This window comes from uncultured Martelella sp. (genome assembly GCF_963677965.2).
GTDB lineage: Bacteria > Pseudomonadota > Alphaproteobacteria > Rhizobiales > Rhizobiaceae > Martelella > Martelella mangrovi.
Window position 1 is genome coordinate 76473 of sequence record NZ_CAXXFM010000001.1, and the last position, 17370, is coordinate 93842.

The 17370-nt window shown below is 59.8% G+C and carries 20 protein-coding genes; 6 read left to right on the top strand and 14 right to left on the bottom strand.

Annotation, left to right across the window (positions count from 1 at the left end; genetic code table 11):
• The first annotated feature begins 337 nt into the window (after positions 1–337).
• Together ACHZCU_RS00365 and ACHZCU_RS00370 are read left to right on the top strand one after the other, a co-directional pair.
• Entirely contained in the window at positions 338–877 is a 540-nt protein-coding gene (locus ACHZCU_RS00365; RefSeq protein WP_319517196.1) for a DUF5330 domain-containing protein, read from the top strand.
• Positions 878–968: 91 nt separating this feature from the next.
• The gene (locus ACHZCU_RS00370; protein ID WP_319517197.1) at positions 969–1391 is read left to right on the top strand and encodes a SufE family protein; all 423 of its coding nucleotides are present in this window, start codon (positions 969–971) and stop codon (positions 1389–1391) included.
• Positions 1392–1394: 3 nt separating this feature from the next.
• On the opposite strand, the gene ACHZCU_RS00375 is transcribed toward ACHZCU_RS00370, so the two are convergent.
• The 10 genes from ACHZCU_RS00375 to ACHZCU_RS00420 all read right to left on the bottom strand — a co-directional run bounded on the left by ACHZCU_RS00375 (position 1395) and on the right by ACHZCU_RS00420 (position 9430).
• On the bottom strand, positions 1395–1883 hold the full coding sequence (locus tag ACHZCU_RS00375) for a DUF6456 domain-containing protein (RefSeq protein WP_319517198.1): 489 nt from the start codon (positions 1881–1883) through the stop codon (positions 1395–1397).
• Positions 1884–1914: 31 nt separating this feature from the next.
• A complete protein-coding gene (locus ACHZCU_RS00380; protein ID WP_227023618.1) occupies positions 1915–2346 on the bottom strand; it encodes a helix-turn-helix domain-containing protein in 432 nt (143 codons plus the stop codon).
• Between the two features lie 334 nt (positions 2347–2680).
• Positions 2681–3103, bottom strand: a complete 423-nt coding sequence (locus ACHZCU_RS00385) for a MucR family transcriptional regulator (protein WP_106305261.1) — start codon at positions 3101–3103, stop codon at positions 2681–2683.
• Between the two features lie 385 nt (positions 3104–3488).
• The gene (mnhG, locus tag ACHZCU_RS00390) at positions 3489–3827 is read right to left on the bottom strand and encodes a monovalent cation/H(+) antiporter subunit G (RefSeq protein WP_319517199.1); all 339 of its coding nucleotides are present in this window, start codon (positions 3825–3827) and stop codon (positions 3489–3491) included.
• 6 nt (positions 3828–3833) lie between these two features.
• Positions 3834–4223: a cation:proton antiporter gene (locus ACHZCU_RS00395; protein WP_319517200.1), complete on the bottom strand. Its 390-nt coding sequence runs from the start codon at positions 4221–4223 to the stop codon at positions 3834–3836.
• Positions 4223–4696, bottom strand: a complete 474-nt coding sequence (locus ACHZCU_RS00400; protein WP_106305118.1) for a Na+/H+ antiporter subunit E — start codon at positions 4694–4696, stop codon at positions 4223–4225. Before ACHZCU_RS00400 ends, ACHZCU_RS00395 begins: the two co-directional genes overlap by 1 nt.
• Positions 4697–6253, bottom strand: a complete 1557-nt coding sequence (locus tag ACHZCU_RS00405; protein ID WP_319517201.1) for a Na+/H+ antiporter subunit D — start codon at positions 6251–6253, stop codon at positions 4697–4699. It abuts the gene before it with no gap.
• 23 nt (positions 6254–6276) lie between these two features.
• Positions 6277–6654, bottom strand: a complete 378-nt coding sequence (locus ACHZCU_RS00410; protein WP_106305124.1) for a Na+/H+ antiporter subunit C — start codon at positions 6652–6654, stop codon at positions 6277–6279.
• Positions 6654–7073 carry a Na(+)/H(+) antiporter subunit B gene (locus tag ACHZCU_RS00415; RefSeq protein ID WP_319517202.1) on the bottom strand — a complete coding sequence of 140 codons (420 nt, stop codon included), beginning with the start codon at positions 7071–7073 and terminating at the stop codon, positions 6654–6656. Before ACHZCU_RS00415 ends, ACHZCU_RS00410 begins: the two co-directional genes overlap by 1 nt.
• Entirely contained in the window at positions 7070–9430 is a 2361-nt protein-coding gene (locus ACHZCU_RS00420; RefSeq protein ID WP_319517203.1) for a putative monovalent cation/H+ antiporter subunit A, read from the bottom strand. Before ACHZCU_RS00420 ends, ACHZCU_RS00415 begins: the two co-directional genes overlap by 4 nt.
• Before the next feature lie 257 nt (positions 9431–9687).
• Between ACHZCU_RS00420 and msrB the strand changes: the two genes are divergently transcribed.
• On the top strand, positions 9688–10101 hold the full coding sequence (msrB, locus tag ACHZCU_RS00425) for a peptide-methionine (R)-S-oxide reductase MsrB (protein ID WP_106305132.1): 414 nt from the start codon (positions 9688–9690) through the stop codon (positions 10099–10101).
• Between the two features lie 451 nt (positions 10102–10552).
• Here msrB and ACHZCU_RS00430 read toward each other — a convergent pair whose 3' ends face one another.
• Both ACHZCU_RS00430 and ACHZCU_RS00435 read right to left on the bottom strand, forming a co-directional pair.
• Positions 10553–11824: a hypothetical protein gene (locus tag ACHZCU_RS00430; RefSeq protein ID WP_146132264.1), complete on the bottom strand. Its 1272-nt coding sequence runs from the start codon at positions 11822–11824 to the stop codon at positions 10553–10555.
• A gap of 10 nt (positions 11825–11834) precedes the next feature.
• Positions 11835–12206, bottom strand: a complete 372-nt coding sequence (locus ACHZCU_RS00435) for a response regulator (RefSeq protein ID WP_319517204.1) — start codon at positions 12204–12206, stop codon at positions 11835–11837.
• Between the two features lie 121 nt (positions 12207–12327).
• On the opposite strand from ACHZCU_RS00435, the gene ACHZCU_RS00440 reads away from it, so the two are divergent.
• The 3 genes from ACHZCU_RS00440 to ACHZCU_RS00450 all read left to right on the top strand — a co-directional run bounded on the left by ACHZCU_RS00440 (position 12328) and on the right by ACHZCU_RS00450 (position 14672).
• The gene (locus ACHZCU_RS00440) at positions 12328–12627 is read left to right on the top strand and encodes a DUF3572 domain-containing protein (RefSeq protein ID WP_106305141.1); all 300 of its coding nucleotides are present in this window, start codon (positions 12328–12330) and stop codon (positions 12625–12627) included.
• Entirely contained in the window at positions 12624–13277 is a 654-nt protein-coding gene (locus tag ACHZCU_RS00445) for a hypothetical protein (protein WP_319517205.1), read from the top strand. The genes ACHZCU_RS00440 and ACHZCU_RS00445 overlap by 4 nt, the downstream gene beginning before the upstream one ends.
• Positions 13278–13361: 84 nt before the next feature.
• Entirely contained in the window at positions 13362–14672 is a 1311-nt protein-coding gene (locus tag ACHZCU_RS00450; RefSeq protein ID WP_394705995.1) for a DNA polymerase IV, read from the top strand.
• Positions 14673–14677: 5 nt separating this feature from the next.
• On the opposite strand, the gene ACHZCU_RS00455 is transcribed toward ACHZCU_RS00450, so the two are convergent.
• A complete protein-coding gene (locus tag ACHZCU_RS00455) occupies positions 14678–15478 on the bottom strand; it encodes a M23 family metallopeptidase (RefSeq protein WP_319517207.1) in 801 nt (266 codons plus the stop codon).
• A gap of 396 nt (positions 15479–15874) precedes the next feature.
• Positions 15875–17356: an Asp-tRNA(Asn)/Glu-tRNA(Gln) amidotransferase subunit GatA gene (gatA, locus tag ACHZCU_RS00460; RefSeq protein ID WP_319517208.1), complete on the bottom strand. Its 1482-nt coding sequence runs from the start codon at positions 17354–17356 to the stop codon at positions 15875–15877.
• Positions 17357–17370: the final 14 nt, after the last annotated feature.

Below are 17370 nucleotides of genomic sequence, written 5' to 3' on the forward strand. Positions count from 1 at the left end.
TGTCGGATCGGCGCCAAGTTAGCCGGTTCGGCTTAACGAAGGGTAATGGAAGGCAAGGCCTGCGGCCAGACAACAAAAACGGATCGACACGGCAAAAACATGCAACATGGTTAATGCTTCGTCACAGCATGCAACCTTTCCGTTCTATAAAATTCTCCGTAACATTCTGTATTCCATCACCTTTCTTTCAAGCCAGAATGGAAACGCAAGCCCGTTCATTGCATGACGACGATCAGGGCCGGACCTTTTAGCGGCTCATTTACCCTCCTATAATAGAGTATGAACGCGTGGCCGCCCGGACATGCACTACCGAAACCGACGAACGGGCAAGGAAACAATGAGATTTCTGCTGAAATCGGCATTCATGATTTTTCTGCTGCTGCTGATCGTGCCGTTCTTCGCGCCCGTTCTGCTGGGCAGCAATTCGGGACGCCATCATTCCGCCCTGCCGAATAGCAGCGATATCGGCGGGGCCGTGTCTGCCGCCCGCGGCACGATCGATTACATGAGCGGCATGTGCGATGAGCGGCCGGACGTCTGCGACGACGGCGCCGGTCTCCTCGGCTTCCTCGGCAACCGGGCCCGCCAGGGGGCGGAAATCGTCTATCTCTATCTCGATGCACAGTTTTCCGACACGGCAGAGGAAAAGCCCGAAGCCCCCGCCCCGGCCGCCAGCAAAACCACCCGACCCGCCGATGTTGCGCCAGCCGGCACCACAGTCTCCGACCGCATGGCAGAAGAGCCTTCCACGCAGACGGACTTTATCCGCACCGGCGCGATCGCACCGCAAGACCGGCAGCCGTCAACCGCCACCGAACCGGTGCGGATTTCCGGCCTGCCGGAAAACGTGCCGCTGCCCACGCCGCGCCCGCGCTGACACCATCTTCCCCGGGCAAACACCGGCGCTGCCGTTTCAATCAGGACTGCATCGGACTATATGAAGCGCAGCGACAGAAAAGAGGCGCCTCATGAATGAGAAACTCGACCAGATCATCGACGATTTTTCCTTTCTGGAAGACTGGGAAGACCGCTATCGATACGTGATCGAACTCGGCAAGGAACTGCCGGACCTGCCCGATGCTGAAAAGAACGAGGAAAACCGCGTGCATGGATGCGCCAGCCAGGTCTGGCTCGTCAGCGAGGAAGAAGCGGGAGACGATCCGGTGATGCGGTTTCGCGGCGATTCGGACGCCTTCATCGTGCGCGGTCTCGTTTCGATCGTTCTGACCGTTTATTCCGGCCGGAAAGCCTCGGAGATTGCCGCCACGGATGCCATCGAAACCTTCCGCCGCATCGGCCTTGTCGACCACCTCTCCGCCCAGCGCACCAACGGTCTCAATGCCATGGTGACGAAAATCCGGCAGACAGCCGCCGGAGCACTGGCGGCCTGAGGCTTACTCATCGGCAAACATGGCCGAAATATCGGGACGATACCCCTCCTCGCCCCAGTGGTGGGACACCCGGCGATGGCGCGGTGCATAGTGGCGCGCGAGCGCCATCAGGGCGGTGCGCACCATCAGCTTTGCCGAACGCACCGGCCATTGCCGCTCCCGCTCCATCTGCTCCAGCCCTTTCTCGAAGCACACGAAATCGAGGATCACATCGGCCAGTTCGGGACCGACGGCCTTCAACGCCCGGGCGACATGGCGCCGCGCATCCATCGCGGTGTCGGAAAATACCGCACCGTCCTGCCTCAGCCCGGGGCCCCGACTTTCAAGGCGCGGCTGCAGCGAGGCCGTTATCTTTGGCTGCATCTGCGCCCGCATAAAATCCGACAGCAGACGCTCGCCGGCGTCATGCGCGGCAGGCGGCAGAAAGGAAGAACCATCGCGCGCCTTCAGGCGGGCCAGGGTCTCAAGCGGCGTCTTCTCACCTGTGCGCAATGTTTTTGCAGCTCCTCGTCCTCTATCCCTCTCAGCCATTTTCCCGCACCTCGGCCATGACCACGGAATAGGCAAGGCGCTCGACCGACGCCACGAATTCATCGAATTCCCGATTATCGCGCCTGTCCTCGATCACACGGCAGGAATAGGCAACGGTCGTACGATCACGCCCGAATGCCGCGCCGATCTCGCTCAACGACAGCTGCAGCGAGACGTGGCAGACATACATTGCGATTTGCCGGAAATGGGAGACCGAGCGACGGCGCTCCGCTCTCAGCGTTACCCGATCTCCGGCAACCTGCGCCATTTCCCTGGTGATCAGCAGGACAATACGGCATGCCTTGCGAATGTCGGCCATCTGACCGGCGCGTTCCAGAGACCATGTGGTGGCGCGCGGGGCCTGATGGACGAAGGACTGATGAAAATGCGCTGTCCCTGTGGGCGCTGCTTTATGTTCGTTCATGTCATCTCCCGGCTTGAATAGGATTTTATTCTCACACTTATCGAGATAGTGGGGACAGAAAGCGGCACCTCTAGATAGCCTATGGTTGTTTTTATTGACTTATCCCGAACTATTTTAGGATTATTTTCCTACTTCTTTCAACCACGTCCATCTACGTGTAAATTTGTAAATACACACTTAATGAGAGCATTAAATCATATGAGTATTCGGTGAGCGCCAGCGCTGACAACGGCACGGCAACCGGTCTGACAAGGATTGCCTGACAGCGCTTTCAACAAAAAAAATGCCAGTCCGCTTTCGCGGCTGGCATTATGCAAGGAGTGGTGGGAGAGGCTCAGCCCTTGCGGCGCTGACCGAGTCCCATTTCCTTGGCGAGGCGCGAACGGGCTTCCGCATAGGAAGGCGCCACCATAGGATAGTCGACAGGCAGATCCCATTTTTCGCGGTAGGCATCGGGCGTCAGCTCGTGATGGGTCATCAGATGACGCTTCAGCGATTTGAAGTTACCGCCGCATTCCAGGCAGACCAGATGGTCACCGCTGATCGATTTGCGAACCGAGACAGCCGGTTTCTGCTTTTCCGCAGCCTGAACATTCGCCTGCGGGCGCGCCGTATTGTTCAATGCGGCATGCACTTCCTGAATCAGGCTCGGCAAATCCGTGGGCTGAACAACATGGTTGCTGACATAGGCCGCAACAATATCGGCGGTCAGCTCAACAAGATTCTGGGTCTCTTGGTCGACCACAGCTTCTGTCATCATTCACTCCTATTCTCTTCTTTTTTGTCTCTCGTATGAGCGCCTGCCACAAACCGATGCCGAATTCCACGTAAACTGCCCCGACCGGAACAAAGACCGGACCCGAAAGCACAGAAACGGAACTGGATGCACGTTTGGCCAGTAGGAAACGATCAAACAGACAAGAAAGATCGAAACCCGCATCAACGCAGAGACAGATATTATTTTCTATTCGGGCAAGAGCTTGTCGCCCATGCTCCCGGAAGCAAATACCATTCTAAACAAAAAAGTAAAGTTACAATCAGATAAATCGTATCTTTTTGTTTCAAAAAAAAGGTGAGAACGATGAACTATCGCATCCCACCTCGCCTTATACTTCAAGTTCTTTTCGGACAAGTTAGGAAAACTATCCCTCTTCGTAACTCTGAAGGTCATCCTGCACGGTTTTCTCGTGGAGAGGGTAACCGACCTGATGCGATGCCCGCGCCAGAAGGTGTGCCGAAATCGGCGCCGTCAGCACGAAAAATGCGATACCCGCAAACGCCCGCACAAAGGTCGCGACATCGCCGGAGTGCACGCCGATGGCCAGAAAAATCAGGCCAGCCCCCACCGTGCCCGTCTTCGAGGCTGCGTGCATGCGCGTGTAGAGATCCGGCAGGCGCACGATCCCGATTGCCGCGGTCAACGCGAAGATGGAACCGCCGAGCATCAGCACGGAAACGAAAACGGCAATAACATAATCCATCGCGGACTACTCCTTCTTCGCGGCGTCGGCAGAGACCACCGGCACGTCTTCACCAGCGCTTCCCGCATCATAAGCCATCGGATGCGGTCGGACCTGAAATCCGGTTTCCGTCTCGTCGCGCATGGCGCTGGAACGGATGAAACGGGCGAAGGCCACGGTTGCCAGAAAGCCGACAAGACCGAGTGCAATGGCAATATCGACATAAAGCGTGAAACCGGTGCGGATCGCAATCATCACGATAAAGCCCATGGCAACGGCCACCAGCATATCGAGCGCCAGAACCCGGTCCGGCAGTGTCGGTCCCCTGACCACCCGAAAGGCGGTGAGAACAAGCGCCAGCGACAGGATCGCAATTGCGATGTCGGCGGCAACTCCTACGATCATATCAGGCGTCATCAGGCAAAGGCCTCCCTGATCTTTCTCTCGAACCCGTTGGCAATGTCGCGGCGAATACCGTCGGGATCGGAACAGTCGATGGCATGGATAAAGAGATATTTCTTGTCGTCGGAGACATCCACGGTCAGCGTGCCGGGGGTCAGGGTGATCATATTGGCCAGCAGAACGATTTCAAAATCCCTTTCAAGTGACAGTTCGAAGCGCAGGATACCCGGCTTCAGCTCCATGCGCGGCGAGCAGACCAGTTTGGCGACCGACCAGGCCGACGCCATAAGATCGTAAAGAAAGGCCAGTATCAGCGCCGTGATGCGCCGGGCTCTGGAAAAATACCCGGCCCCGCCGACCTGATGGCGAACGAGCGCCAACGATATCGCACCGATCACGAAGCCGAACACCAGATTGTGCAGCGATGCACTGCCGGTAACCGCGACCCAGACGATCGCAAGAACAAGGTTCAGGAGCAGCATTGTCATCTAGTACCCTCCCCCGGGAAAGACCGACATGAAATAGGCGTCAGGCGAGATAATGCCGTTAACGGCCTGTGTGGCAATCGCCAGAAGCGGCTCGGGATAGACCCCGAAGACCACCACCAGCGCCATCAGCGCGATCACCGGCAGGCTCTGTGACAGCGGCAGGGCCACCTTGGCGGCAGGCGGTTCCGTTGCCGGACGCCAATAGACCAGGAGGAAAATGCGCCCGAGCGCAATCGTGGTGCAGAACCCGGCAAACAGAATGGCGGCCGCCAGCCACCACTGGCCGGCATCAAGCGTTGCCCGCACCAGGATCGCCTTCGGCCAGAAACCGGAAAACGGCGGAAGCCCGGCAGCGGCGAAGAAGGCCGCTAAGCTCAGGCCCGCGAAAGCCGGATTGCTGCGGTAAAGCCCGCCGATTTCAACCAGCGAGAACCCGCCGGCCAGTTTCCCGGCAAGACCGACGACAAAATAGAGCGCCGTCATCAGGATCATCGAATGAAGCGCATAGACCAGCGCCCCCTCCAGGCCGGAGACCCCGCCCACGGCAACACCGGCAAACACATTGCCGATGCCGACGATCACGATGTAACCGACAGTGCGGCGGATATCATGCTGGGCAATGGCACCGAGCCCGGCCAGCACCATGGTGAGGAATGCGCTGATGCCGACGAGTGCGCCCAGATTGGCAAGATCGGCCGGCAGGATCATCACCATGACCCTGAGCAGCGCATAGACGCCAACCTTGGTCAAAAGCCCGCCGAACAGGCCGGAAACCACGGTTCTGGGCGTATGATAGGACGCCGGAAGCCAGAAATTGACCGGAAACGCTGCCGCTTTCATCCCGAAGGCGAGCACGAACAGCGCGCCGATGGTGGCCGTCGGCAGCGCGGGCGCTGCACGCGCCTTCAGCGCGATATCGGCCATGTTGAGCGTGCCGAACACGCCGTAGAGATAGGCAACGGCAATCAGAAACAGCGTCGTGCCGATCAGGTTCAGCACCGCATATTTCATCGCACCGTCAAGCTGCTCGTGGGTGGAGCCCAGAATGAGCAGACCGAAGGAGGAAATCAGCAGAACCTCGAACCAGACATAGAGGTTGAAGATGTCGCCGGTCAGAAACGCACCGGAAACACCGGCCATCAACAGCATCAAAAACGGATAGAAACCATATCGCCGCCCGCTGTTGCGAATGTCGCCGACGGCGAAGATCGCGCCGGCAAGGCCCGCAATCGCGGCGGCAAGTGCAAACAGCCCGCCCAGCAGGTCGGCCGAAAAGGCAATGCCAAAGGGCGGCAGCCAGCGGCCGGCCACCATGGTGATCGGGCCATCGGTTGAAACAGCATAAACCAGCAGGCTGTCGATCACGACGAGCAGGGCAAGGGCGGGAATGGCAATCACCGGATGCCAGACCGTGTGCTTGCGGATCAGCATCAGCACCGCACCGACCGTGATGCAGAGCGCAACCGGCAGGATGGGCAGCCAATCCGTCAGCGTTGACGGTTCCATTGTCAGCGCAAGCGACAGATCGATATTGTGGGCGGAGGACGAAGCGGCCATGGGAGGAGTCTTTTTATCCTTGTTCAGTAGCCAAGCGGCGGCATGGGCTGATCCTTGGGCTCCGCGGCCCGCATATCGTCGGTATCATCGGTGTCGAGATCCTGATACGCGCGGTAGGTCAAAACCAGAAGGAAGGCGAAGAACGAAAACGAAATCACGATCGCCGTCAGGATCAGCGCCTGCGGCAACGGGTTGGCCGTGCCGGCGGGCAGCGTTTCCAGGGTCTCGGGGATGATCGGCGGCACGAAGCCGGTGATCCGACCTGCGGTGAAGATCAGCAGATTGACGGCGTTGCCGAGAATGGCGATGCCAAGCATGATGCGCACGCTGTGGCGCGACAGCATCAGGTAGATCGCCGCAGTAAAGAACAGGCCGACAAGGCAGGACAGCACGAATTCCATCAGACATGGTCCTTTTCTTCAAGCGCCAGAAAGATGGAGGAAATCGAGCCGAAGACGACCAGATAAACCCCGATATCAAAGGTCGTAACCGTGGAAATCGGCACCTCGACGCCGAAGATCACCGGATAGATCCAGTGCGCCGTCATGAACGGCACATGGGCAAAGATCGAGATGAACCCGGAAAGCGCCGACAGCAGCAGGCCCGCACCGGCAATCGACATCGGATGGAAGAAGATCGCACGGCGCACCGCCGAAACCCCCGAGGCAATCCCGAAGATCGCAATCGCCGAAGCCGCGATCAGCCCGCCGATGAACCCGCCGCCGGGCGCATTATGCCCGCGCAACAGCACGAAGATCGAAAACAGCATCATCAGCGCGGAGAGAAACGGCGCGGCCGTTCGGAAGATCAGCGTGTTCATTGTGCCTGCTCCTCTTTTGCTGCGGGCGTTGCCTTCGGTTTTGCCGCACGCAGGCGGATCAGCGCCAGAATGGCCAGACCCGTGATCATGACCACGGCGATCTCTCCCAGCGTATCCGTTCCGCGGAAGTCGACAATGATGACATTGACGACGTTGTGCCCGTGGGCAATGGCTTTCGAATAGGTGTTGAAGAACACCGTCAGCGCATCATCGAACGGCACCTGGGTGGCGCGCATCAACAGCAGCGCGAAACCGAGGCCGCACAGAACGGCAATGGAACCGTCGAAAAGTTTCTGGCCGATCGCACGATGGTCGGACGGCACAAGGTTCAGCCGCGTCATGACCAGGGTGAGGATGACGACGGAAAGCGTTTCGACCATGAACTGGGTAAACGACAGATCCGGCGCTCCGAGCAGCAGGAACAGAACGGCCACGCAGAACCCCTGAATGCCCAGCGTCACGATTGCCGTCAGGCGGTTATGCGCGGTGATCACCGCTGCAAGCCCGACGACGGCAAGGCCCAGAATGACCCAGTGGCCGAGGCGGAAACTGTCGGGAAAGCCCGGCCATTGCGGCAGTTCGCCGAAGGAAACGAGCGACACCAGAAGAACGGCCGCAATCACGCAGAATGTCGCCGTGATGTAGAATTCGAGGCGACCGGGCTGAATGGTCTGGGTAACCCGGAACGAAAAACGGACAATGCCGCGCATGAAACTGTCGAACCAGGAATCGGGACCGGGGCCGAGCCGGACAAGAAGACCGGCCATTGCCGCACGTCCTCTGGCAAGTTGCCAGTAGACGACGAGCGCCAGCGCCACGGTGAGCACGGAAAGCGCCAGCGGCACCCCGATATGCGGGATCAGCGACAGGTGGATTTCCACCGCCTCGCCGGCAACCGCGCTTGCCATCGGACCGGAAATATGGGTGTTGAAATAATGCGAGAACAAGGCGGCAAGCAACGCCGTCGCCCCGAGCACGACCGGACCGAGCCACATCAGCACCGGCCCCTCATGCGCATGTTTCGGTGTTTCGGTCTTGGCGCCGATGAACGGTTTCAGCCCGACGCCGAAGCCGATGGCAAACATCAGCGCATTGCCGAAAATCGCAATCAGCAGAATGATCGTGGCAAACAGACTGCCGGCGGCAAGCGCCTCGTAAATCCCTTCCTTGGCAAGGAAACCGACGAAGGGCGGCAGACCACCCATGGAGATCGCGCCGGCAAGACCCGCGGCAAACGTGATCGGCATGACCTTTGCCAGTCCGCCGAGTTTCGTCAGGTCGCGCGTTCCGGTCTCGTGGTCGATCAGGCCGGCCACCATGAACAGCCCGCCCTTGAACAGCGAATGGGCAATCAGATAGAGCACCGCGCCCTCGGCGGCATGGGGAATATCCATACCGGTCATCATCACCATCAGACCGAGCGAGGAGACGGTGGTATAGGCCAGCATCAGTTTCAGATCGGTCTGGCGGATCGCCAGCAGCGTGCCGACGATCAGGGTCGCGGCACCGAAAACCGGCAGCACGGTCGTCCATGCAGCGGTATCGCCCATGACCGGGTTGAGCCGCATCAGCAGGTAAACCCCGGCCTTCACCATGGTGGCCGAGTGTAGATAGGCCGAAACCGGCGTCGGCGCTTCCATGGCGTTGGGAAGCCAGAAATGAAACGGAAACTGCGCGGATTTGGTAAAGGCCCCACCCAGCACCAGAATGAAGGCTGCCAGATAAAGCGGACTTTCACGCAGCACATTGCCGGACTGCAACAGTTCGGAAAGCGAAGCGACCCCGGTGATATGCTGGATCAGCAGCACACCCGCCAAAAGCAGCAGCCCGCCGCCGCCGGTCACCACCAGCGCCTGCAGCGCCGCGCGGCGCGAGGCTTCCTTCTCGTTGTCGAAGCCGATCAACAGGAACGAGGTGATCGAGGTCAGCTCCCAGAAGACGAACAGCATCAGCAGCCCGTCCGACACCACCACGCCCAGCATCGCGCCCATGAACATGAACATGAAGGACACAAACCGCGCCTGCTGCGGATGCCCTTTCATGTAGCCGCCGGAATACAGCACGATCATGGTGCCGATACCGGTGATCAGGATCGCGAATGTCAGGGAAAGGCCGTCAAGCAGGAAGGAAAAGCGCAAGCCCAGGCTTGGTATCCAGTCATAACCACCGGTCAGCACCGCACCATCGGCAACCTGCGGAATGAGGCGAACGAATTGCACCAGCGAAAACAACGGCACAAGCGCCAGAAGCCACGGCGCATTCGAATGGAATATCCGGTAGAGTATCGGAGAAAAGACCGCGCCCAGAAAAGGCAAGCACAAGGCCAAAAATACAAGAGCCGTTTCACTGGCGGTCATGGCATCCCCAAAAACTAACAATACACAACGCCGACGCCGTACAGGCCGGACGAAAGGCGCATCAAAGATACGTGTTACGGCAAGAAAAGCACCGGCTCAAGGGTTGCCGACGCTTTTCACACCTTCGAAATGACGTTTCGCGCAATTCAACACTTTGGCATCGTCCGGCGCGACAAACCATTGCTTTTCTTCATGTCGCAACCCAACTTGAACTGCAGGCAATTCCATTAAACGGCAAAAGAAAGCGGAGTGCGACATTGACCCAGAGCAATAAACAGAAAAAAACGCTGACAGATTCACAATGGCGCGATGAACTGACGCCCGAACAGTACCATATCTTGCGCGAGCACGGTACGGAGCGACCGTTTACCGGCCCCTTCTGGAACAGTTTCGAATCGGGAACCTATTTTTGCGCGGGGTGCGAAACGGCCCTGTTTCGCTCCGACACCAAGTTCGATGCCGGCTGCGGCTGGCCGAGTTTCTTCGAGCCGGTCGAACCCGGCGTGGTCACCGAACTGCGTGACGACAGCCACGGCATGGTGCGCACCGAAATCCGCTGCGCAAACTGCGGCGGCCATCTCGGCCATGTCTTCCCCGACGGCCCGCCGCCCACAGGCCTGCGCTACTGCATGAACGGACACGCCATGCACTTCGTCGTGGATGAAGTATAACATGAAAAAAACGGCGCCGGCGCGGATCATCAGGAACCGTTTCGCCGGCCCGGACGGATACGCTGTAACTCACGACAAGAACGCGAAAGGGAAGAGCGGTCGGCTGAACGGTCGGGGCACGAGGAACTCCGGCAACGATCAGCCGACCGACCCCACGATTTCAGGAGATGCGGCGGACCTGAGCATCATGGGGCAACCGTCAAAGGCTGCGTTAGCAACCTTGAACACTCCCAAATATTAATCAACCGATTTCTGCTTATCAACCGAAATTCTGTCCATTTTATGGTTAACGGACAAGCATTTACTGGCTTTCCTTACCGCCGGACCAAAACCGTCCAAGCCGGCTTCAGCCCCGATATCGCCGCTCATTTCAGCCTGTAAAAGCGTCTTCCGCGCCCCTGCCGGCAACAAGAATAGACGGCAATGCGACTTGCCGATCCTTGCCCCGAAATCAGTTTACTTCCGTCAGCGCGGTGCGAATGGCAAGCTCCGCCATATCGGCTGCGGGCTGAAGCGCATCGCGGGCGCCCTCCCCCGTCAATGCGGCCAGGTTGGCATCAAGCCTCTGGCGCAGCGTGGCGATGGCCTGTTCAGCATCATCGCGGTGACGATCGGGATAGAGGATGGCGAACAGCCCGTCTTCCACCCGACTGGCGGCATCACGACCACTCAGGTGATAGCGGATCAGCGCGGCCACCGCGTCGGCGCGTGTACCTGCGGGGTCTTCCGGCACCCTGACCACGCCCATATAGAGCGGTTCTCCAACCGAAGAGGCCTCACGCTTCAGCGCGTTCAGGGTTGTTGCAAAACGCTCCGGGGCCAGAAGCCCGGTGTCGCTTTCGGTCGTTTCGGGCACCTCGGAATAGTCGCTGACCACCGCGCCCAGTGCCTCCACATAGCGCTTGCGGCGCAGATGCAGCAGCGCCCGCAACACCAGTTCCCCGGTTTCGCCCGGCCATGTCATGCAATCATCCGCACTGCGCGCCGCCTCTCCCGAAATGTCGGGCAGCGCGCCGGGCTCGCACAGCGCAAACAGCGGCACGAACCGCATGCCGGGCACGCAGCGCAATTGTCCGCAGATCCGCAACGCATCGGAAAGTACGGCCCCGCCATGCACCAGCACGAGGTCGAAATGCTGGCTGGACGCAAGATAGAGCGCTTCGCGCAGATCGCCGGTCGCCACGGTCGTCGTCAGCGACAGCATGCTTTTCAGCAGGTCCTGGCGCATCGAAGCGTCTTCGGCGACAACCAGAACCCGCACGGTTTCATCCGGCACGGCTGCCGCGCGCGGGGCTGAAAAGGCGTGTTCGAACGCCCCCGCCTCCCCCTGCAGCGCATGGAAACGCAAAAGCGCCGAAATCCTGGCGGCGGCGGTGGCAAGATTATGCTCAAGCCCGATCACATCATCGGCGCCGGCACGCAGGGCCGCAAGCCGCAGGGTCGCGTCCGCCCGCTCCGGCGTCACGATGGCAACGGGCGCGCTGACCCCCGAATCACTCTCTTTCAAAATGCCGCAGCATGCCAGTGCCGGGCCCGGTGCATCATCGTCGACGGCAACCAGAATCAGGCTTGCGGCATCGACGGCGGCCATCGTTGTGTCGCTGTCGGAAAAATCGGCCTGGAAGAACCCAACCGACCAGCCGCTCAGCATTGCCGACAGCGTCTGGGCAACAGCCCCCTCGCCGCCGATCAGGACAATGCTTTCATGCGTTGCGGTATTCAAATTCGCCCCCTCAGGCATCACCCAGATAGGCCTTCACGGTCTTGATGAAATTCGGCACGGAAACCGGTTTCGACAGATACGCATCGCAGCCGGCCTCGCGGATGCGCTGCTCATCGCCACGCATGGCAAACGCCGTGACCGCAATGACGGGGATTTTTGCAAGTTCACTGTCCGCTTTCAGCGCCCGGGCGATTTCGAGACCTGACTGTTCCGGCAATTGAATATCCATCAGTATAAGACCGGGCCTGAAGATACGGGCAAGTTCATACGCATCCGCCCCGGTCCGGCTTTCCACCACTTCATAGCCCTGCGCCTCAACGAGATCACGAAAAAGCTTCATATTCAAATCATTGTCTTCGACGATCAGAACCTGCTTGGCCATTCGCGCTATCCCCTTGCACCGGCTTGCAACGCGCCGGCAAGGCGTTAGAATCGCCCTGGTGCCACTATCAGCGCATCAAAAGCCGAGTTTAGGGCGATTTGGTTAAGAAACGGAAATCCGCTTGAAACAATTTCAAAAAGAATCGGAAAATACTGCGCCGGATAACGAACTCGCCATCGCTATTCTGGTCTGGCTTTCCGGCAATCCCGACATGCTGAACCGGTTTTGCGCGCTGTCGGGCGTCGAAGTCGGTCAATTGCGCGCGCTCACCGAGGATCCGGGCTTCGAACGGGCCATGATCGGCTTCATCGCCGGACATGAGCCGACCCTGATGGCCTTCTGCAATGACAACGACATCGCGCCTGAAACGGTGTCGCGCGCCTGGCAGAAGCTCGAATACGGCAATGGCTTCGAACCATGACCTGCCTTGCAGCCGAAACCGGCGAAGACCTCGATATCGGCGCGCGGCCGCTTCTCGTCGTCGATGTGGATGAAGTGGTGCTGCAGTTCGTCGCACCCTTCAAGGCCTTCCTGAGGGCCAACGGCCATGCACTCAACCTGGAGACCTTCAGCCTCAACGGCAATGTGATTTCGCTTGCCGACGGGCGACGGGTGGAAAATGCCAGGGTCGCATCACTGCTTTCCGCCTTCTACGACCAGCAGGAGGACTGGCAGAAGCCGTTTGCCGCAGCGCGCGAAACACTCGAAGACCTGACAGACATTGCCGATGTCCTGCTTTTGACGGCAATGCCGCCCACCCATCTGGAAAAGCGCCGGCGGCTGCTTTCCCGATTCGGATTCGCATTCCCGCTGATTGCCTCGGAAAAACCGAAGGGCGAGGTCCTTCGGACACTCTGCAAGACCCATCCGCCGCAGCTGATTTTCGTGGACGACATGCTGTATAATTGCCGTTCAGTGAGCGAATGCCTGCCGGACGCGCTGACGATCAACCTGCTGATCAATGACGATTACCGTGCGCTGGCGCCGAAGACCATGCCGCCATCCGTGGTGGCAACGGGCTGGGACCATGCCGCGGCGATTATCCGCCGTCATGTTGCAGACAATGGTTGATAGCATGCAATCCGTGCTTGCCCTCTCCGGCCGGCGGCACTAATTTCAGCATGTTCAACCTTTGTTCCGATCGCTATGGCCCAGATGACTTCTCAGGCAAACGGATTGTGCCGCGACTGCATCGCTCCGGCCTCGGGCAGCGCACGGCGCTGCGCGCGCTGCGGCAGCCCGCGCCTGTTGCGCCATGAAGAGCTTTTCACGCTTTCGGTCGCCCATATCGACTGCGACGCGTTTTATGCCTCAATCGAAAAACGTGACGATCCTTCGCTCGCCGACAAGCCGGTGATCATCGGCGGCGGCAAGCGCGGCGTTGTCTCCACGGCCTGTTATATTGCCCGCATTCGCGGCGTGAAATCGGCGATGCCGATGTTCAAGGCGCTGGAAGCCTGCCCCGAAGCCGTCGTCATCCCTCCGAACATGGAAAAATACTCAGCCGTCGGCCGCCAGTTGCGGCAGATGATGCATGACCTGACACCGCTCGTGGAACCGCTTTCGATCGATGAAGCCTTCCTCGACCTATCCGGCACCGAGCGCCTACACAAGGCAACGCCCGCCGAAACGCTTGCCCGCTTTGCCATCCGCGTCGAAAACGAACTCGGCATCACGATTTCCATCGGGCTTTCCTATTGCAAGTTCCTCGCCAAGATCGCGTCGGATTTCCGGAAACCGCGCGGCTTTTCCGTCATCGGTGAAAAAGAGGCCATGTCGTTTCTGGCCGACAAGCCCGTCGGCATGATCTGGGGTGTGGGCAAGGCTTTCACCGAAACGCTGAAGCGCGATGGCCTGACCACGATCGGCCAGTTCCAGCAGATGGAAAAGAACGAACTGCTGCGCCGCTACGGCACGATCGGCCAGCGCCTCTATCATCTGGCACGCGGCGAGGACACGCGCAGCGTGACGCCGGAACGCGCTGCCAAGAGCGTCTCCAACGAAACCACCTTCTTCACCGATATCAGCGATTTCGAGACACTTGCCGGGCACCTCAGGCGCCTGAGCGAAAAGACCGCGCGCCGCGCCAAGGCGGCGGGCCATGCCGGGCACACGGTGACGCTGAAGCTGAAGACCGCCGACTTCAAGACCCGCACCCGCAGCCGCCATCTGGAAGCCCCGACCCAGCTTGCCGACCGGATCTTCGCGACCGGGCTGTCACTGCTGGAAAACGAGGCCGACGGCACCAGATTCCGCCTGATCGGCATTGGCATTGGCGAACTCTGCGATCCCGCCATTGCCGACCCGCCCGACCTTGTCGACCCGAAGGCGGCCCGCCGCGCGGCAGCCGAAACGGCGATGGACGCGCTGCGCGAAAAATACGGCCTTTCCGCCGTCGAGACCGGCTACACATTCCGTCCCGACGAGAAAAAACGAAAGCCTGGGAAAACCGACGGTGAGGCCTGATCCCCTCAGACGCCTGCCCCGGCATTCGCCTTTTTGCTGTCGGCGGCGACCGCCTTTTCAAATTTCGCCAGCGCCGTGCCGGAAAGCCGCCCTTCGCGGATGAAATGGACCTGCATCGGATTGACCTTGCGCCCGTTGACGGACACCGCATAGTGCAGGTGCGGGCCGGTCACCAGACCGCTCTTGCCGACATAGCCGATCACCTGGCCCTGATGAACCCGCGTACCGACCTTGATGCCGTCGGCAAACCGGCTTTGATGGCTGTAGGCGCTCTCATAGCCATGACCGTGGTCGATGACGGTCATCTGCCCGTCGCCGCCATGTTTGCCTGCAAATTTCACCACACCGTCAGCCGCGGCATAGATCGGCGTGCCGACGGGCGCGGCCCAGTCGACACCGGCATGCATGCGCGAATAACCGAGCACGGGATGACGTCGATTGCCGAAGCCGGAGGTGCGCCGCCCATCGGGCACGGGGTTGCGCAGAAGATACTGCCCGAGCCGATAGCCCTTGGCATCGAAATAGGCGCTGCGGCCGGTTTCGGGATCGCGATACCGGTAGACATCAACCTTGTTGTTTCCAAGCTTCACGACCATGTCGAAAGCGCGGGATGCCAGGTTGGGCGTCTCTTCCGAAGCATAGGACAGCTTCATCCGGTCATCGGGACCGGAGGCCTTGGCCGTTTCGCCCTCGGGCGGGCTGACGAAGTGGTCGATCGCGGCATCTTCACTGTTTGCCGCAAGCATGGAAGTGCAGCCCGACAGCGCGACACAGGCCGCCAGACACGTCACAATAAGCGTTTTCACGTTCAGCCTTTCAAATCAATTGAACGGCGCGCTTGAACGTGGATAGTGTGACGGAATTGGCACCGGAACTGGGCGTTTTTGCAGCGCAGGCGCTAATCCGGCCTTCACTGCAAATGCCAAGTCTCAGGATTGGTAAAAAAGGTCGGAGCGAAAGCCCGGCCCCAGTTTATTGACAAAGGTACCCACCGGCACTTCCGTCATGCCGGCCTTGAGCCGGCATCGAGGGCCAAAAATAGAAGACTATCAAAGCTAAACCCTTTGCATACAACGAGTTCCACCGCCCTGGACCCCGGATCAAGTCCGGGGTGACGGACAGAGGTTAGGCGAGCTCCGAGTGTCTGCAACAAGGGTTTGTCAGCAGTCTGGGGCCGGAGCGAAAGCCCGGCCCTTGCTGGCTCACCACCATTTTTCAGGCGTGAAGCGACCGGCTGCCTGTTCCATTACCGCAGCGGTGCGGAACAGGGTTTCCTCGTCGAACGGCTTGCCGATCAGCTGCAGGCCGAGCGGCAGGCCGTTTGCGTCGAGCCCGGCGGGAACCGAAATGCCCGGAAGCCCGGCCATGTTCACCGTCACCGTGAAGATATCGTTCAGATACATCTTCACCGGATCGTTGGCGAGGTCCTGATCGGCAACGCCGAAGGCCGCCGACGGTGTTGCCGGCGTGAGGATCGTGTCGACCCCCTGCGCAAACACGTTTTCGAAGTCCCGCTTGATCAGCGTGCGCACCTTCTGGGCCTTCAGGTAATAGGCGTCGTAATAGCCGGCCGACAGCACATAGGTGCCGATCATGATGCGGCGCTGCACCTCGTTGCCAAAACCTTCAGCGCGGGTGTTTTCATACATCTCGGCAATATCCTTGCCGGGCACGCGCAGGCCGTATTTCACGCCGTCATAACGGGCAAGGTTGGAAGACGCCTCCGCCGGCGCCACGATGTAATAGGCGGGCAGTGCGTATTTGGTATGCGGCAGCGAAATATCGACGATTTCCGCGCCGGCATCCTTCAGCCAGGCAATGCCCTGGCTCCAGAGCTTTTCGATATCCTCCGGCATGCCCTCGACGCGGTATTCCTTCGGAATGCCGATCTTCATGCCCTTGACCGACTGGCCGATGGCAGCCTCGTAATCCGGCACGGGCAGATCGACCGAAGTCGTGTCCTTGTCGTCGACGCTGGCCATGGATTTCAGCAGGATCGCCGCATCGCGCACATCGCGCGCAATCGGCCCCGCCTGATCGAGCGAGGAGGCAAAGGCGACCACGCCCCAGCGCGAGCAGCGGCCATAGGTGGGCTTGATGCCGACCGTGCCGGTGAAGGCTGCCGGCTGGCGGATCGATCCGCCGGTGTCGGTTGCCGTAGCGCCGGCGCACAGATTGGCCGCAACGGCCGCCGCCGAACCACCGGAAGAACCGCCCGGCACCAGATCGCGATTGGAGCCATTGGCTTTCCACGGGTTGATCACCGGACCGTAATAGGAGGTCTCGTTGGACGAGCCCATGGCGAATTCGTCCATGTTCAGCTTGCCGAGCATGACCGCGCCGTCATCCCAGAGGTTCTGGGTGACGGTCGATTCATATTTCGGCTTGAACCCGTCCAGAATATGCGAAGCCGCCTGGGTGTGGACATCGCGCGTGCCGAACAGATCCTTGATGCCGAGCGGAATCCCCTCAAGCGCACCGCCGGAGCCTTGCGACAGCTTCAGGTCGGAGGCCTTTGCCATCGCCAGCGCCTTTTCGTGGGTGACGGCGACATAGGCATTGAAGGTGCCGTTAAAGTCGTCGATCGCCTTCAGATAGGACGCCGTCAGTTCGGTCGCGGTGATCTCCTTCGCCTGAAGCTTGTTACGGGCCTCGGCGATGGTCAGGGCGGTCAGTTCGGTCATCTGCTTCACTTTAT